The sequence below is a fragment of the Paraburkholderia lebeckiae genome (assembly GCF_050436225.1).
Lineage (GTDB): Bacteria > Pseudomonadota > Gammaproteobacteria > Burkholderiales > Burkholderiaceae > Paraburkholderia > Paraburkholderia tuberum.
In genome coordinates this window covers 2,988,944-3,004,261 of record NZ_JBNDLU010000001.1, presented here as the reverse complement: position 1 = coordinate 3,004,261, position 15,318 = coordinate 2,988,944, and the positions used below count along the sequence as shown (strand labels likewise).

15 protein-coding genes are annotated in these 15,318 nt (G+C 62.1%); 4 read left to right on the top strand and 11 right to left on the bottom strand.

Annotated elements, in window-relative coordinates; all coding sequences use genetic code 11:
* Positions 1-44: 44 nt before the first annotated feature.
* The 3 genes from asd to leuD all read right to left on the bottom strand — a co-directional run bounded on the left by asd (position 45) and on the right by leuD (position 3,337).
* Complete coding sequence (gene asd / locus OKW45_RS14070) at positions 45-1,166, bottom strand: aspartate-semialdehyde dehydrogenase (RefSeq protein ID WP_429468956.1); 1,122 nt, start codon at positions 1,164-1,166, stop codon at positions 45-47.
* 360 nt (positions 1,167-1,526) lie between these two features.
* On the bottom strand, positions 1,527-2,594 hold the full coding sequence (leuB, locus tag OKW45_RS14065; RefSeq protein ID WP_018424121.1) for a 3-isopropylmalate dehydrogenase: 1,068 nt from the start codon (positions 2,592-2,594) through the stop codon (positions 1,527-1,529).
* Between the two features lie 89 nt (positions 2,595-2,683).
* Positions 2,684-3,337, bottom strand: coding sequence for a 3-isopropylmalate dehydratase small subunit (leuD, locus tag OKW45_RS14060; protein ID WP_018424120.1), 654 nt, complete (start codon positions 3,335-3,337; stop codon positions 2,684-2,686).
* On the opposite strand from leuD, the gene OKW45_RS14055 reads away from it, so the two are divergent.
* Entirely contained in the window at positions 3,324-3,560 is a 237-nt protein-coding gene (locus tag OKW45_RS14055; protein WP_429468953.1) for a hypothetical protein, read from the top strand. The two genes, leuD and OKW45_RS14055, sit on opposite strands and share 14 nt — an antisense overlap.
* A gap of 32 nt (positions 3,561-3,592) precedes the next feature.
* Here OKW45_RS14055 and leuC read toward each other — a convergent pair whose 3' ends face one another.
* From leuC to OKW45_RS14015, 8 genes are all read right to left on the bottom strand, one after another.
* Positions 3,593-5,002 carry a 3-isopropylmalate dehydratase large subunit gene (gene leuC, locus OKW45_RS14050; RefSeq protein WP_026226462.1) on the bottom strand — a complete coding sequence of 470 codons (1,410 nt, stop codon included), beginning with the start codon at positions 5,000-5,002 and terminating at the stop codon, positions 3,593-3,595.
* A gap of 319 nt (positions 5,003-5,321) precedes the next feature.
* Positions 5,322-6,623 (bottom strand): citrate synthase, encoded by a 1,302-nt coding sequence (gene gltA, locus OKW45_RS14045; protein WP_018424117.1) that lies wholly within the window; start codon positions 6,621-6,623, stop codon positions 5,322-5,324.
* A gap of 72 nt (positions 6,624-6,695) precedes the next feature.
* Positions 6,696-6,968, bottom strand: coding sequence for an FAD assembly factor SdhE (locus OKW45_RS14040; protein WP_018424116.1), 273 nt, complete (start codon positions 6,966-6,968; stop codon positions 6,696-6,698).
* 83 nt (positions 6,969-7,051) lie between these two features.
* Positions 7,052-7,756 carry a succinate dehydrogenase iron-sulfur subunit gene (locus tag OKW45_RS14035; RefSeq protein ID WP_018424115.1) on the bottom strand — a complete coding sequence of 235 codons (705 nt, stop codon included), beginning with the start codon at positions 7,754-7,756 and terminating at the stop codon, positions 7,052-7,054.
* Positions 7,757-7,782: 26 nt separating this feature from the next.
* Complete coding sequence (gene sdhA, locus OKW45_RS14030) at positions 7,783-9,558, bottom strand: succinate dehydrogenase flavoprotein subunit (RefSeq protein ID WP_429468950.1); 1,776 nt, start codon at positions 9,556-9,558, stop codon at positions 7,783-7,785.
* Between the two features lie 4 nt (positions 9,559-9,562).
* The gene (sdhD, locus tag OKW45_RS14025) at positions 9,563-9,931 is read right to left on the bottom strand and encodes a succinate dehydrogenase, hydrophobic membrane anchor protein (RefSeq protein ID WP_018424113.1); all 369 of its coding nucleotides are present in this window, start codon (positions 9,929-9,931) and stop codon (positions 9,563-9,565) included.
* A 3-nt stretch (positions 9,932-9,934) separates the two neighbouring features.
* Positions 9,935-10,351, bottom strand: coding sequence for a succinate dehydrogenase, cytochrome b556 subunit (sdhC, locus tag OKW45_RS14020; RefSeq protein ID WP_018424112.1), 417 nt, complete (start codon positions 10,349-10,351; stop codon positions 9,935-9,937).
* Positions 10,352-10,508: 157 nt separating this feature from the next.
* Positions 10,509-11,309, bottom strand: coding sequence for a GntR family transcriptional regulator (locus OKW45_RS14015; protein ID WP_429468947.1), 801 nt, complete (start codon positions 11,307-11,309; stop codon positions 10,509-10,511).
* Between the two features lie 540 nt (positions 11,310-11,849).
* Between OKW45_RS14015 and OKW45_RS14010 the strand changes: the two genes are divergently transcribed.
* The 3 genes from OKW45_RS14010 to prpC all read left to right on the top strand — a co-directional run bounded on the left by OKW45_RS14010 (position 11,850) and on the right by prpC (position 15,284).
* Positions 11,850-12,833, top strand: a complete 984-nt coding sequence (locus tag OKW45_RS14010; RefSeq protein WP_018424110.1) for a malate dehydrogenase — start codon at positions 11,850-11,852, stop codon at positions 12,831-12,833.
* 192 nt (positions 12,834-13,025) lie between these two features.
* Complete coding sequence (locus tag OKW45_RS14005; protein WP_429468944.1) at positions 13,026-14,042, top strand: HpcH/HpaI aldolase/citrate lyase family protein; 1,017 nt, start codon at positions 13,026-13,028, stop codon at positions 14,040-14,042.
* Between the two features lie 54 nt (positions 14,043-14,096).
* Positions 14,097-15,284 carry a bifunctional 2-methylcitrate synthase/citrate synthase gene (gene prpC / locus OKW45_RS14000; protein ID WP_018424108.1) on the top strand — a complete coding sequence of 396 codons (1,188 nt, stop codon included), beginning with the start codon at positions 14,097-14,099 and terminating at the stop codon, positions 15,282-15,284.
* The last annotated feature ends 34 nt before the right edge of the window (positions 15,285-15,318 follow it).

The window sequence follows — 15,318 nt, the reverse complement described above, 5'->3', positions numbered from 1 at the left end:
GACGCTTCTTGAGTTGTCTACGCGTCGTGAGCGCGTAGTTTACTTTACTTGTCGAGCACAATGCGAAGCATACGACGCAGCGGTTCAGCCGCGCCCCACAGCAGCTGATCGCCGACCGTGAAGGCCGACAGATACTCGCCGCCCATCGCGAGCTTGCGCACGCGGCCGACCGGCACCGTCAGCGTACCGGTGACAACCGCCGGGGACAGATCGCGCATCGACGCTTCGCGTTCGTTCGGCACAACCTTGACCCAGTCGTTGCCCGACGCGAGGATGCTGTTCACTTCGTCGAGCGGCACGTTCTTGTTCAGCTTGATCGTGAGCGCTTGCGAATGGCAGCGCATTGCGCCGATCCGCACGCACAGACCATCGACGGGAATCGAACCCGGCGTGCCCATGGCCGGCTTGCCGAGGATCTTGTTGGTTTCCGCGCCGCCCTTCCACTCTTCCTTCGACATGCCGTTGCCGAGATCCTTGTCGATCCACGGAATCAGCGAGCCCGCGAGCGGCACGCCGAAGTGGTCGGTCGGCATGCTGTCGCTGTTCATCGCTTCGAGCACGCGGCGGTCGATGTCGAGAATCGCCGAAGCCGGGTCTGCCAGTTCGTTCTTCACCGCGCCGTGCAGCGTGCCCATTTGCGACAGCAATTCGCGCATGTTCTGCGCGCCCGCGCCGGATGCAGCCTGATAAGTCATGGCCGTCATCCAGTCGACGAGGTTTTCGCGGAACAGGCCGCCCAATGCCATCAGCATCAGGCTGACCGTGCAGTTACCGCCGATGAAATTCTTCTGGCCTTTGACGAGCGCGTTCTTGATCACCTCGAGGTTGACCGGATCGAGAATGATGACCGCGTCGTCCTTCATGCGCAGCGACGATGCCGCGTCGATCCAGTAGCCGTTCCAGCCCGCCGCGCGCAGCTTCGGGAACACTTCGTTCGTGTAGTCACCGCCCTGGCAGGAAATGATCGCGTCGCACTTCTTCAGGTCGTCGATGCTTGTCGCATCTTTGAGCCTGGTCTCGTTTTTGGCGAACGAAGGCGCGTTGCCGCCCGCGTTGCTGGTGCTGAAAAACACCGGTTCGATCAAGTCGAAATCGCCTTCCTGCTGCATACGTTGCATCAGGACGCTGCCGACCATGCCGCGCCAACCTACGAGACCTACGTTCATGACTTCATACCCTTCGAATGGAAACTTCCCCGCATCTTGGCCCGCAGTGACCGCGCGGGGAAGATGGGCGGGCACGGCGGACGATCAGCGCTTCGTGATCGTTTTCGGGGTAATGGTTTTGATGGTAATGGCGAACTCGATCGCACGGGCCGTTGTGCCGTGCATTTTGGAAATCGAGGAGATTGGGGAGATCTGAGCCATCAAAACAATATACACGAAAACGGAAAACTGGCGGCGTTCTTCGCCGTATGACGCGCAAATCGGCCTATTTCAAGGCCCGATTCGCGTTTTTAAAAGGCCAGTATCGTTGACCTGACCACCGCACGCCCTCGCTCTGCGAGCGCATGCGGTGCACGCGTTTTACAGCGCGGCCACGACGGCATCGCCCATCGCGGCGGTGCCGACCTGCTTGCAACCCGGCGTGAGAATGTCGCCGGTGCGATAGCCCTGTTCGAGCACCTTCTTCACCGCGGTTTCGATGCGATCGGCCTGCTCCGCCTTGTTCAGCGAATAGCGCAGCATCATCGCGGCCGACAGGATCGTGGCGAGCGGGTTGGCAACACCCTTGCCGGCGATATCCGGCGCGGAGCCGTGCGACGGCTCGTACAAGCCCTTGTTGTTCTTGTCGAGCGATGCCGACGGCAGCATGCCGATCGAGCCGGTCAGCATGGCCGCCTCGTCGGACAGGATGTCGCCGAACATGTTGCCGGTCACGATCACGTCGAACGACTTCGGCGCCTTCACGAGCTGCATCGCGGCGTTGTCGACGTACATGTGCGACAGTTCGACGTCCGCGTATTCCTTCGACACGTCGATCATCACATCCTTCCAGAACTGCGACGTTTCGAGCACGTTGGCTTTATCGACCGAGGTGAGCTTCTTGCCGCGCTTTTGCGCCGCCTGGAACGCGACGTGCGCGATGCGACGCACTTCGGGTTCCGAATAGCGCATCGTGTCGAAGCCTTCCTTCGCGCCGGCGAACAGGCCGTCCGGCGACGTACGCAGGCCGCGCGGCGCGCCGAAATAGATGTCGCCGTTCAGTTCGCGCACGATCAGGATGTCGAGACCCGAAACGATTTCTTCCTTCAGCGACGATGCGCCCGTCAGTTGCGGGTAGCAGATCGCCGGACGGAAGTTCGCGAAAAGTTCCAGGTGCTTGCGCAGACCGAGAATCGCCTGCTCAGGGCGCAGAGCGCGTTCGAGCTTGTCGTACTTCCAGTCGCCGACTGCGCCGAACAGGATCGCGTCGGCTTCCTTCGCGAGCGTGAGCGTCGAGTCCGGCAGCGGGTGGCCCTTCGCTTCGTAGCCTGCACCGCCGACCGGCGCTTCTTCGAGTTCGAACTTCTCGCCGAGCACGTTCAGGACCTTGACGGCCTCCTTGACGATTTCGGGACCGATGCCGTCGCCCGGCAACACTGCGATCTTCATGCGAATTCCTTGATGATTTTTCGGATCTTTCTGGCGCGAACCGACATTGGCGCGCGGACTTCACGCCCCTAACGCCCTCACGGTTTCGCTTAACGGACGAGGCGATTGTTCAGCCACGGTTGCTTCGCGAGACGCTCCGCTTCAAATTGGCGGATCTTGTCCGCGTGACGCAACGTGAGGCCGATGTCGTCGAAACCGTTCAGCAGACAATACTTGCGGAACGCCGCGACTTCGAACGGATATTCGGTGCCGCCGTCGGCCGTGCGCACGACTTGCGCTTCAAGGTCGATCGTCAGCTCGAAGCCGTTGAACGCATACGTCTCGTTGAACAGATGATCGACCTGCTGTTCGGTCAACACGATCGGCAGCACGCCGTTCTTGAAGCAGTTGTTGTAGAAGATGTCCGCGAAGCTCGGCGCGATCAGCGCGCGAAAGCCGTATTGCTGCAACGCCCAGGGCGCGTGTTCGCGCGAACTGCCGCAGCCAAAATTCTTGCGCGCGAGCAGCACCGAGGCGCCTTGGTAGCGCGGCTGGTTCAGAACGAAATCCGGGTTCAGCGGACGCTTCGAGTTATCTTGACCCGGTTCGCCGTGGTCGAGGTAGCGCCATTCGTCGAACGCATTCGGACCGAAACCCGTGCGCTTGATCGACTTCAGGAACTGCTTCGGAATGATCGCGTCCGTGTCGACGTTCTCGCGATCGAGCGGCGCCACGACGCCGGTGTGTACGATGAATTTATCCATGACGCTTGCGCCTGTTCAGGACCGGGCGATGCGACTGGCGGCTGGCGGCTGGAACCCCCGCGCCGTATCGCCGGCAAAAATCAAAAACCGCTTATTTCTCAGCGTGATTGCTGATCGAATTGCCGAGGTGCGACATGTCCTGGCCGAATCCGTGCACCGTGTTGCAGCCGGCAAGACCGAGCAGGAGCCCGGCGAACGTGCCGAGTGCGAAGCGGCGCAATAGAGTGATGCGATTCATGTTCTTCATCATGCGATTTATCCGAGCTTGCGAATGTCGACGAAATGCCCTTCGATGGCCGCAGCCGCGGCCATTGCGGGGCTCACCAGGTGCGTGCGGCCACCGGCGCCCTGACGACCTTCGAAATTGCGGTTCGACGTGGACGCGCAACGCTCGCCCGGCTCGAGCCGGTCAGCGTTCATTGCCAGACACATCGAGCAGCCCGGCTCGCGCCATTCGAAACCGGCCTCGGTAAAGACCTTGTCGAGGCCTTCACGCTCCGCCTGCGCCTTCACGAGCCCCGAACCCGGCACGACCATCGCCAGACGGATGTTCGGCGCGACGCGACGGCCGAGCTTCTTCACGACGTAAGCCGCGGCGCGAATGTCTTCGATGCGCGCGTTGGTGCACGACCCGATGAAGATTTTATCCGGCTTGATCGACTCGATCGGCGCGTTCGGCTCGAGCGCCATGTACTTGAGCGCGCGCTCCATCGCGTCGCGCTTGACCGGGTCCTTTTCGCGCTCCGGATCCGGCACGCGGCCGTCGATCGGCGTGACCATTTCCGGCGACGTGCCCCAGGTGACCTGCGGCACGATTTCGGCGGCGTTCAACTCGACCACGCGATCGAAATGCGCTCCGTCGTCCGACTTGAACTGCTTCCAGTACTCGACCGCGTGATCCCACTCGACGCCCTGCGGCGAGAACGGACGGCCTTTCAGGTATTCGACCGTGGTGTCGTCGACGGCGACCATGCCGGCGCGCGCGCCCGCTTCGATCGCCATGTTGCAGACCGTCATGCGGCCTTCCATTGTCAGCGAACGGATCGTCGAGCCGCCGAATTCGATCGCGTAGCCGGTGCCGCCCGCGGTGCCGATCTTGCCGATGATCGCGAGCACGATGTCCTTCGCGGTACAGCCGCGCGGCAATTGGCCCTCGACCTTCACGAGCATGTTCTTGCTCTTCTTCTGGAGCAGCGTTTGCGTGGCCAGCACGTGCTCGACTTCCGACGTGCCGATGCCGTGCGCGAGCGCGCCGAACGCGCCGTGCGTGGACGTGTGCGAGTCGCCGCAGACGATCGTCATACCCGGCAGCGTGGCGCCCTGTTCCGGCCCGATGATGTGAACGATGCCCTGACGCAGGTCGTTCATCTTGAACTGTGTGATGCCGTAGGCGTCGCAGTTGGCGTCGAGCGTGTCGACCTGCAGCTTCGACACCGGATCGGCGATGCCGTGGCTGCGGTCCGTGGTCGGCACGTTGTGGTCGGACACGGCCAGGTTCGCGCTGATGCGCCACACCGGACGCTGGGCGATTTTCAGGCCTTCGAACGCCTGCGGGCTGGTCACTTCATGCAGCAGGTGGCGGTCGATGTAGAGAATCGTGGTGCCGTCGTCTTCCGTGTGGACCACGTGCGTGTTCCACAATTTGTCGTAGAGAGTCTGTGCCATGGTATGCGGGATAGTAATGACTGCGGGCTGACTGTGTCGATCGATTATGCCACGCTGCGCACCGCGATGGGCTGCATAGACGGCGAAAAAACCGATAAAAAACATGGGGTTGTCTGGTAGTGCCGATACCTGTATCGGTGTTACCCGGCAAGCATCGGCGACCGGCGACGCCAATGCGCCGCACGTCCGACCCGCGGCGGCCGCAGAAACAGAAACGCCCCAACGGTCAACCCGTTGAGGCGTTTCATTCACTCCAATTTCGCGCTTGTGCGCGGCACGAATGCCGCGACGAAGCGCGCGTATCGGGGTCGATCAGCGATCAGCGCTGTACGATCGGCTTCGCTTCACGCAGCGTCTCGCCGACGAACAGCTGACGCGGACGGCCAATCTTCTGCTCGGGATCGGCGATCATTTCGTTCCACTGCGCGATCCAGCCGACCGTGCGTGCCATCGCGAAGATGCAGGTGAACATCGACGTCGGGATGCCTAGCGCGCGCTGCACGATGCCCGAGTAGAAGTCGACGTTCGGGTACAGCTTGCGCGACACGAAGTACTCGTCTTCGAGCGCGATCTTTTCCAGCGCCATCGCAAGCTTGAACAGCGGGTCGTCGTGCAGGCCCAGCTCTTCGAGCACTTCGTGGCAGGTTTCGCGCATCAGCTTCGCGCGCGGATCGTAGTTCTTGTACACGCGGTGGCCGAAGCCCATCAGCTTCACGCCCGAGTTCTTGTCCTTCACCTGCTTGATGAACTCAGGAATGTTGTCGACCGAGCCGATTTCTTCCAGCATGTTCAGCGCGGCTTCGTTCGCGCCGCCGTGCGCCGGGCCCCACAGACACGCGATACCGGCCGCGATACACGCGAACGGATTCGCGCCCGACGAACCGGCGAGCCGCACGGTCGACGTCGACGCGTTCTGCTCGTGGTCCGCGTGCAGGATCAGGATACGGTCGAGCGCGCGCACCAGCACGTCGTTGACCACGTACTCTTCGCACGGGTTCGAGAACATCATGCGCATGAAGTTCGCGCTGTACGACAGGTCGTTCTTCGGATACACGAACGGCTGGCCGATGCTGTACTTGTACGCCATCGCGACCAGCGTGGGCAGCTTCGCGATCATACGGATCGCCGACACTTCGCGGTGACGCGGGTTATTGATGTCGAGCGAGTCGTGATAGAACGCCGACAGCGCGCCGACCGCGGCGACCAGAATTGCCATCGGGTGCGCATCGCGACGGAAGCCACGGAAGAAGAACTGCATCTGCTCGTGCACCATCGTGTGCTTCGTGACGGTGCCGACGAATTCGGCCTTCTGCTTCTCGTTCGGCAGCTCGCCGTTCAGCAGCAGGTAGCAGGTTTCGAGGAAGTCGGCGTTCTGCGCGAGGTTGTCGATCGGGTAGCCGCGGTAGAGCAGTTCGCCCTTGTCGCCGTCGATGTAGGTGATCGCCGAATTGCACGCCGCCGTCGACATGAAGCCCGGGTCGTACGTGAATTTGCCGGTCTGGCCGTACAGCTTGCGGATGTCGATCACATCCGGGCCAATCGTGCCCTTGTAAATCGGCATTTCGACGCTCGGCGAATTGTCGCTGAACGATAGCGTGGCTTTAACATCTGACGGGGTCATAGCACATCCTCAATCGAAGTATGGATACAGGGTTTCGATAATTGCAAGCCTGGAACAACGGACTGGCGGCGCTCAAGCGTTGCGCAGCAACTCCAGAACCCGGACCACATCCGGGTCGGCTAGATCGCCTTCTGGTTCCTTGCGCGCGAGCAGCAAGTCCATCAGGTCGTTATCGCTCAGCTCGAGCAGGCGCGTGAGTGCGCCCACGTCGGCATCGCTGAGGTCATGCTCATATCGGCTGAAAAAACGCTCGAAAATCAGGTCGTTTTCCAGCAGGCCCCGCCGTGCGCGCCAGCGAAGACGCGCGCGGCGGAGAGGGTCGGACTGATGCGATGTTTCGGTCATGTCGGTACACCCCGCGCCGCGCCCGGGCGCACTGACCGCCCTCTCGGGGGGCAGCGCGCCAGGGAGCGCGGAGCTCATTGATACTAGACAGCGCGGCGAACCATCAATTCCTTGATCTTGCCGATTGCCTTGGTCGGGTTAAGGCCCTTCGGGCAAACGTCGACACAGTTCATGATGGTGTGGCAACGGAACAGACGGTACGGATCTTCCAGGTTGTCGAGGCGCTCGCCGGTTGCCTCGTCGCGGCTATCCGCGATGAAGCGGTAGGCTTGCAGCAGACCAGCCGGGCCGACGAACTTGTCCGGGTTCCACCAGAAGCTCGGGCACGACGTCGAGCAGCTCGCGCACAGGATGCATTCGTACAGGCCGTCGAGCTCGTCGCGTTCTTCCGGCGACTGCAGACGTTCCTTCTCCGGCGGCGGCGTATCGTTGATCAGGTACGGCTTGATCGAGTGATACTGGTTGAAGAACTGCGTGAAGTCGCAGATCAGGTCACGCACGACGGGCAGGCCCGGCAGCGGACGCAGCACGATCTTCTGCGGCAGGTCGTTCAGGTTCGTCAGGCACGCGAGGCCGTTCTTGCCGTTGATGTTCATTGCGTCCGAACCGCACACGCCTTCGCGGCACGAGCGACGGAACGACAGGGTTTCGTCGAACGCCTTCAGCTTGATGAGCGCGTCGAGCAGCATGCGTTCGTGCGAGTCGATTTCGATCTCGTACGTCTGCATGCGCGGAGCGGCGTCCTTGTCCGGATCGTAGCGGTAAATTTCAAATGTACGCTTGGCCATTTCTCTGAATTCCTTTGACTTGTGCCTTAGAAGGTACGCGCTTTCGGCGGAACCGATTCGACGGTCAGCGGCTTCATGTGAACCGGCTTGTAGTCTAGGCGATCGCCTTCGCTGAACCACAACGTATGGCGCAGCCAGTTTTCGTCGTCGCGATGTTCGAAGTCGTTTTGCGCGTGCGCGCCACGGCTTTCCTTGCGCGCTTCGGCGGAGACCATCGTGGCGCGCGCCACTTCGATCAGGTTCGCCACTTCGAGCGCTTCGATACGGGCCGTGTTGAAGACCTTCGACTTGTCCTTCAGATGGATGTTGTCGACGCGTGCCGCCACTTCACGGATGGCCTCGACGCCTTCGGCCAGCAGAGCCGACGTACGGAACACGCCAGCGTGCTTCTGCATCGTGCCGCGGATGTCGTTCGCGACCGACTGCGCGTACTCGCCCGACGACGAGTTATCGAGCTTCGCCAGACGCGACAGCGCGAAGTCGGCTGCATCGGGCGGCAGCGGCTTGTGTTCCTTCAGTTCCTTCACGTGCTTGACGATGTGGTTGCCGGCAGCGCGGCCGAACACCACAAGGTCGAGCAGCGAGTTCGTGCCGAGACGGTTCGCGCCGTGCACCGACACGCACGAGCATTCGCCCACTGCGTAGAAGCCGTTGACGACTTCTTCGGGGCCGCGCGGCGTACCAACGACCTGGCCGTTGATGTTCGTCGGAATACCGCCCATCTGGTAGTGGATGGTCGGCACGACTGGGATCGGCTCCTTGATGCAGTCGACGTTCGCGAACTTCAGCGCGATTTCGCGGATCGACGGCAGACGCTTCATGATCGTCTCGGCGCCGATGTGCGACAAGTCGAGCAGCACGTGATCCTTGTTCGGACCCACGCCGCGGCCTTCCTTGATTTCCTGGTCCATGGAACGCGAAACGAAGTCGCGCGGCGCCAGATCCTTCAGCGTCGGCGCATAGCGCTCCATGAAGCGTTCGCCGTTCGAGTTACGCAGAATACCGCCTTCGCCGCGCACGCCTTCGGTGATCAGCACGCCCGCGCCGGCCACGCCGGTCGGGTGGAATTGCCAGAATTCCATGTCCTGCAGCGCGATGCCCGAACGGGCCGCCATGCCGAGGCCGTCACCGGTGTTGATGAATGCGTTGGTCGATGCCGCGAAGATCCGGCCCGCGCCGCCCGTGGCGAACAGCGTGGTCTTGCCCTCGAGAATGTAGACGTCGCCGGTTTCCATTTCCAGCGCGGTCACGCCGAGCACGTCGCCGTCGGCGTCGCGGATCAGGTCCAGCGCCATCCATTCGACGAAGAATTGCGTCTTGGCAGCAACGTTCTGCTGGTACAGCGTGTGCAGCAGCGCGTGACCGGTACGGTCAGCCGCCGCGCAGGCGCGTTGCACCGGCTTTTCGCCGTAGTTCGCGGTGTGGCCGCCGAACGGGCGCTGATAGATCGTGCCGTCCGCGTTACGGTCGAACGGCATGCCGAAGTGTTCGAGTTCGTAGACGGCGTTCGGTGCTTCACGGCACATGAACTCGATCGCGTCCTGGTCGCCGAGCCAGTCGGAGCCCTTGATCGTGTCGTAGAAGTGGTAGTGCCAGTTGTCTTCGCTCATGTTGCCGAGCGAAGCGCCGATGCCGCCCTGGGCAGCGACCGTGTGCGAACGCGTCGGGAACACTTTGGACAGCACGCAGACCGACAGACCGGCGCGCGCCAGTTGCAGCGACGCGCGCATCCCCGAACCGCCCGCGCCGACGATAACCACGTCGAAGCGGCGACGCGGCAGAGAATTCTTGATTGCAACCATGCTTTTATACTCTCCAGAGAATCTGCGCAGCGTAGCCCGCACATGCGAGCAGCCAGAGGATCGTCAGCGCCTGCAGGACGAGACGCGTGCCAACGGGCTTCACGTAATCCATCCAGATGTCGCGCATACCCACCCAAGCGTGGTAGAACAGCGAGAGAAGCGTGACGAACGTGGCGAGCTTCATCCACTGCGTCGCGAAGATCGACGCCCAACCGTCGTACGAAAAGTCGTGCGCGAGGAAGAACCACGCGAGCAGAATCACCGTGTAGACCGCCATCACGCAGGCGGTGACGCGTTGCGCGAGCCAGTCACGCAGACCGTAATGTGCGCCGACGACGAGACGCTTCGAACCGATTCGGTTATTGGCTGACATTTTTTAGAATGCTCCGAACAGTTTTGCCGCGAATGCGATGGTAAGCAGCGACGAGACGACGATCACCACGATGGAGGTCGATTTGCCCTTCTCTTTCGACACGGCATCATGATTCGTATCCATCACGAGGTGACGGACGCCGGCGCAGAAGTGGAACAGGAAAGCCCACGCGAGAACGAGCGTGATCAGCTTGACGATGATATTGGAGAGGAAGCCCTTGAAGACTTCGAAGCTCAGTTCGGAAGTCAGGCTCTGATCGAAGAGGAACAGCAGGAACGGAAGAAAGAGAAACAACAAGGCACCGCTCACGCGATGCAGAATCGACACGCGCCCCGCCAGCGGGAGACGGTATGCCGTCAGTATTTGCCCGATACCGATGTTCCGGAATTCCGGCCTCGGTTTTTTTACGGCTTCTGCCATGCTAGACCCCTACTATGTAGTCACACTAATCCGCGATTTTAGCGCCTTTTTATATCGCGCTGCAGCGAAAACCACGCTGGGTCCTTTGCCGCGCGCGCATTGAAAGCGCCTTCCGATTGGCACGCGTGTGGGACGCCGCGCCTCGTTTCAGCCCGATTCAGCTCAGATCGTTCTGATAGTAATACCCGGTTGTGACATACCAACCTCGCCGGACTTCGACCGGCCGGTCCCCATAGGTATAGGACACGCGCTCGACCGAGAGCAACGGAAAACCCGCCGGCACATGCAGCAGGTCCGCCACGGCAGGCTCCGCCGCGACCGCGCGGATTTTTTCCGTCGCCCGAATCATGCGGGTGCCGAATTCCGTCTCGAACATCGCGTAGAGGGGACCCTTGTACTCCGACAGCCGCTCGAGCGTGAGCCCGCGGAACACGACGCCGGGCAGCCAGATTTCGTCGAGCACGGTGACTTCGCCGTCGAACTGCAGCAAACGCTTGATCAGCACGACCGGATCGGCCGGCTTCAGATCGAGCTGCCGCGCGATTTCCGCCGATGCGCGCAGCCGCCGGCATTCGAGCAGACGGCTCACGTGCGGATGCTCGACGCCGTCGTCGGCGAGCAATCTCAGGAAACGGAACTGCGCGCGCTCTTCGTTGTGCGTCGCAACGAATGTGCCCTTGCCCTGGCGGCGCACCAGCAGGTTGTCGGCGGCGAGTTCGTCGATCGCCTTGCGCACCGTACCCTGACTCACCTTGAAACGCGCGGCCAGTTCGACTTCACTAGGGATGATCTCGCCCGGCTTCCATTCGCCACTTTCGAGGCTCTGCGTAATCAAGCCCTTGATCTGCTGATATAAGGGGCTGAAGGTAGGCGACGCCGCAGCGGAAACAGCGGATACAGCTTCGCCGGCGGCCCCCTGGCCGTTCGGGTTCACAGGATTCGCCGGGTTCGAATTCATGCGCGCATTTCATCATAAAGGGCTGGGGCACGTCTAGGGTTTTCCCCGCGATAGATGTGTCTTATATAAGACATAAGATACTGTTGACTTTGTCTGTTTCGACTCCTACACTCCTTGTCGAGCAAGGGTTTGCGGGATTTTGCGGCGGCAGTTTGATGCAGTGCCGCGACGCTCCGGCAGCCACTCTGCACCATGCTGTCCCCTACGCAGTCCAGGTTTCGATTCGCCGCCATCCGTTGCATTCGCGCGCTGTCTCCGTGTTGCATCCGCTGGCCCGACACTCGCCGAAACGCGCTGTTTGCAGGAGCCCGCACCGTGCAGTTGCGGCCCCGGCCCGGCGTAAGCCCTGGGCCATCCCGTCCCGCTCCGGCAGTACAGGTTTCCGGCACGGCGGTCTTGCCGCAACGCGCCGCCCGGTCTCGCCAATTCCGAGCCCGCACGCGAACAGTGAATTCCGCCGTGTTTCATAACGCTTCGCTGAACGCGCATATAGAATGGCGTTTTCCCTAGCGTCTAACGCATCGTCCTGGAGATTTCTCAATGGCTAAGCCCGCAAAGCGCGTTGCCGTCACCGGCGCCGCAGGTCAAATCGCTTACTCCCTGCTATTCCGCATCGCCAATGGCGACCTGCTCGGCAAGGACCAGCCGGTGGTCCTGCAACTGCTCGATCTGCCGCAAGCGCAAGCCGCCGTCAAAGGCGTCGTGATGGAACTGGATGATTGCGCATTCCCGCTGCTGTCGGGCGTCGTGATCACGGACGACCCGAAGGTCGCGTTCAAGGACGCAGACATTGCACTGCTCGTCGGCGCGCGTCCGCGTTCGAAGGGTATGGAGCGCAAGGATCTGCTGTCGGCCAACGCCGAAATCTTCACGGTTCAGGGCAAGGCGCTGAACGACGTCGCCAGCCGCGACGTGAAGGTTCTGGTGGTCGGCAACCCGGCCAACACGAACGCATACATCGCCATGAAGTCGGCGCCGGATCTGCCGAAGAAGAACTTCACCGCGATGCTGCGTCTGGACCACAACCGCGCGCTGTCGCAACTGGCCGCAAAGTCGGGCAAGCCGGTCGCGTCGATCGAAAAGCTCGCGGTGTGGGGCAACCACTCGCCGACCATGTACCCGGACTTCCGCGTTGCAACGGCTGAAGGCCAGGACCTGACCAAGCTGATTAACGACGAAGAATGGAACCGCAACACGTTCATCCCGACCGTCGGCAAGCGCGGCGCGGCGATCATCGAAGCGCGCGGCCTGTCGTCGGCGGCATCGGCGGCTAACGCTGCAATCGACCACGTGCGTGACTGGGTGCTCGGCACGAACGGCAAGTGGGTCACGATGGGCATCCCGTCGGACGGCTCGTACGGCATCCCTGAAGACATCATCTACGGCGTGCCCGTGACCTGCGAAAACGGCGAGTACAAGCGCGTCGAAGGTCTGGCAATCGACGCGTTCTCGCGCGAAAAGATGGACGGCACGCTGCAGGAACTGCTGGAAGAGCGCGACGGCGTTCAGCACCTGCTCGGCTAAGCATCTGATGCCGATGAACCGGAACTCCGAAGCGTCAGCGCGGCGGGTTCCGGTTTTTTTTCGTGTGAATGGCGGTGCGATCATCGCCATTCGCCTCTGATTCGAACGTGCTTTGCCGTTGCCCGACGGCACTCGCGCAGAGCACGTCCGAATCCGACATCCTTGATCCTCACCACGCCCCACACGCCGAAGATGCGCGTTCTCACACCCGCCGAAGTGCTGTTCGAGGGCGAAGCGCCGCCCGCTGTGCTGCCTGCCTGCGATCACTACGCGGGCAGCGAAAAGCTGATGCTGAAGTCGCTCGCGTTACAGCGGCAACTCGGCCCGGTGTTCGATATCACGCTCGATTGCGAAGACGGCGCGCAGGTCGGCCGCGAGGCCGAGCACGCGGAACTGGTCGCGTCGCTACTGGGCAGCGAGCATGACCGCTTCGGCCGCGTCGGCGTGCGCATCCACGACTTCGCTCACGCGCACTGGCGCGACGACGTACGCCTCATTCTGCGCGCCGCAAAGCGAGCACCCTCTTACATCACGCTGCCGAAAATCCGCAACGTCCACGATGCCGCCGAAATGATCGCGTTCATCGAGGCGACGCGACGCGAGCTCAGCCTCGCGCAGCCGGTGCCGGTGCAGTTGCTGGTCGAAACCCACGACGCGCTTACGCGTGTGTTCGAACTCGCCGCGCTGCCGGGCGTCGAGGCGCTGAGCTTCGGCCTGATGGACTTCGTCTCCGCGCACGACGGCGCGATCCCCGACACCGCGATGCGCTCGCCGGGCCAATTCGATCATCCACTCGTGCGGCGCGCGAAGCTCGAGATTTCGGCGGCCTGCCATGCGTTCGGCAAGGTGCCGTCGCACAACGTCAGCACCGAAGTGCGCGACATGAGCGTGGTCGCGAACGACGCACAGCGCGCCCGCAACGAGTTCGGCTACACGCGCATGTGGAGCATCCACCCCGCGCAGATCGAGGCGATCGTCGCCGCGTTCGCGCCGCGCGACGAAGAAATCGCGACGGCCACCGAAATCCTGCTGGCCGCGCAGTCCGCGCATTGGGGCCCGACGCGTCACGGCGATACGCTGCACGACCGCGCGAGCTACCGCTATTACTGGTCGGTGCTGCGCCGCGCGCAAACCACCGGCCGCGCTGTTCCACAAGAAGCGGCGCCGCTTTTTTTGCAAGTGGGCGCCAACCGACAGTCGGTGGCATAAGCAACGCGTTTTTCAAACGGCCGCGATGAGCCGGCACACAGGAGAAGGCGGAACATGAGCGAGACGACGCAAGCCGCTGGCGCAACCGGCGGCAACGAAACGCAAAGCGGCTTCAAACCAAAAAAATCCGTCGCGCTGTCGGGCGTGACCGCGGGCAACACCGCGCTGTGCACGGTCGGCAAGACCGGCAACGATCTGCACTATCGCGGCTATGACATTCTCGACATCGCCGAGGCGTGCGAATTCGAGGAAATCGCTTATCTGCTGGTTCACGGCAAGCTGCCGACGCAGGCCGAACTGACCGCGTACAAGACGAAGCTGAAGTCGATGCGCGGCCTGCCCGCCAACGTGAAAGCCGCGCTCGAATGGATTCCGGCCGCCGCGCATCCGATGGACGTGATGCGCACCGGCGTGTCGGTGCTCGGCACCGTGCTGCCGGAGAAAGACGATCACAACCTGCCCGGCGCGCGCGATATCGCCGACAAACTGATGGCCTCGCTCGGCTCGATGCTGCTGTACTGGTATCACTACTCGCACAACGGCAAGCGCATCGAGGTCGAAACCGACGACGATTCGATCGGCGGTCATTTCCTGCATCTGCTGCATGGCGTCGAGCCGTCGAAGGCGTGGGTCGATGCGATGCACGTGTCGCTGAACCTGTATGCGGAGCACGAGTTCACCGCGTCGACGTTCACCGGCCGCGTGATCGCGGGCACGGGCTCGGACATGTACTCGGCGGTCACCGGCGCGATCGGCGCGCTGCGCGGCCCGAAACACGGCGGCGCCAATGAAGCCGCGTTCGAAATCCAGTCGCGCTACCAGACGCCTGACGAAGCCGAAGCCGACATCCGCCGCCGCGTCGAGAACAGGGAAGTCGTGATCGGCTTTGGCCATCCGGTGTACACGATCTCGGACCCACGCAACAAGATCATCAAGGAAGTCGCGAAGAAGCTGTCGAAGGAAGCGGGCAACACGAAACTGTTCTCGATCGCCGAACGGCTCGAATCGGTGATGTGGGACGCGAAGAAGATGTTCCCGAACCTCGACTGGTTCAGCGCGGTGTCGTATCACATGATGGGCGTGCCGACCGCGATGTTCACGCCGCTGTTCGTGATCTCGCGTACGGCAGGATGGAGCGCGCACATCATCGAGCAGCGCGTCGACAACAAGATCATCCGCCCGAGCGCGAATTACACCGGACCCGAGAATTTGAAGTACGTGCCGCTAAATAGGAGAAAATAGCGGTCGCTGCGCGCTCCACAGCGCGTGCAGTTCA

Coding starts and splice junctions, on each gene's coding strand:
- asd (WP_429468956.1), bottom strand. CDS start 1,166: ATGAACGTAGGTCTCGTAGGTTGGCGCGGCATGGTCGGCAGCGTCCTG.
- leuB (WP_018424121.1), bottom strand. CDS start 2,594: ATGAAGATCGCAGTGTTGCCGGGCGACGGCATCGGTCCCGAAATCGTC.
- OKW45_RS14055 (WP_429468953.1), top strand. CDS start 3,324: ATGAATTTATCCATGACGCTTGCGCCTGTTCAGGACCGGGCGATGCGA.
- leuD (WP_018424120.1), bottom strand. CDS start 3,337: ATGGATAAATTCATCGTACACACCGGCGTCGTGGCGCCGCTCGATCGC.
- leuC (WP_026226462.1), bottom strand. CDS start 5,002: ATGGCACAGACTCTCTACGACAAATTGTGGAACACGCACGTGGTCCAC.
- gltA (WP_018424117.1), bottom strand. CDS start 6,623: ATGACCCCGTCAGATGTTAAAGCCACGCTATCGTTCAGCGACAATTCG.
- OKW45_RS14040 (WP_018424116.1), bottom strand. CDS start 6,968: ATGACCGAAACATCGCATCAGTCCGACCCTCTCCGCCGCGCGCGTCTT.
- OKW45_RS14035 (WP_018424115.1), bottom strand. CDS start 7,756: ATGGCCAAGCGTACATTTGAAATTTACCGCTACGATCCGGACAAGGAC.
- sdhA (WP_429468950.1), bottom strand. CDS start 9,558: ATGGTTGCAATCAAGAATTCTCTGCCGCGTCGCCGCTTCGACGTGGTT.
- sdhD (WP_018424113.1), bottom strand. CDS start 9,931: ATGTCAGCCAATAACCGAATCGGTTCGAAGCGTCTCGTCGTCGGCGCA.
- sdhC (WP_018424112.1), bottom strand. CDS start 10,351: ATGGCAGAAGCCGTAAAAAAACCGAGGCCGGAATTCCGGAACATCGGT.
- OKW45_RS14015 (WP_429468947.1), bottom strand. CDS start 11,309: ATGAATTCGAACCCGGCGAATCCTGTGAACCCGAACGGCCAGGGGGCC.
- OKW45_RS14010 (WP_018424110.1), top strand. CDS start 11,850: ATGGCTAAGCCCGCAAAGCGCGTTGCCGTCACCGGCGCCGCAGGTCAA.
- OKW45_RS14005 (WP_429468944.1), top strand. CDS start 13,026: ATGCGCGTTCTCACACCCGCCGAAGTGCTGTTCGAGGGCGAAGCGCCG.
- prpC (WP_018424108.1), top strand. CDS start 14,097: ATGAGCGAGACGACGCAAGCCGCTGGCGCAACCGGCGGCAACGAAACG.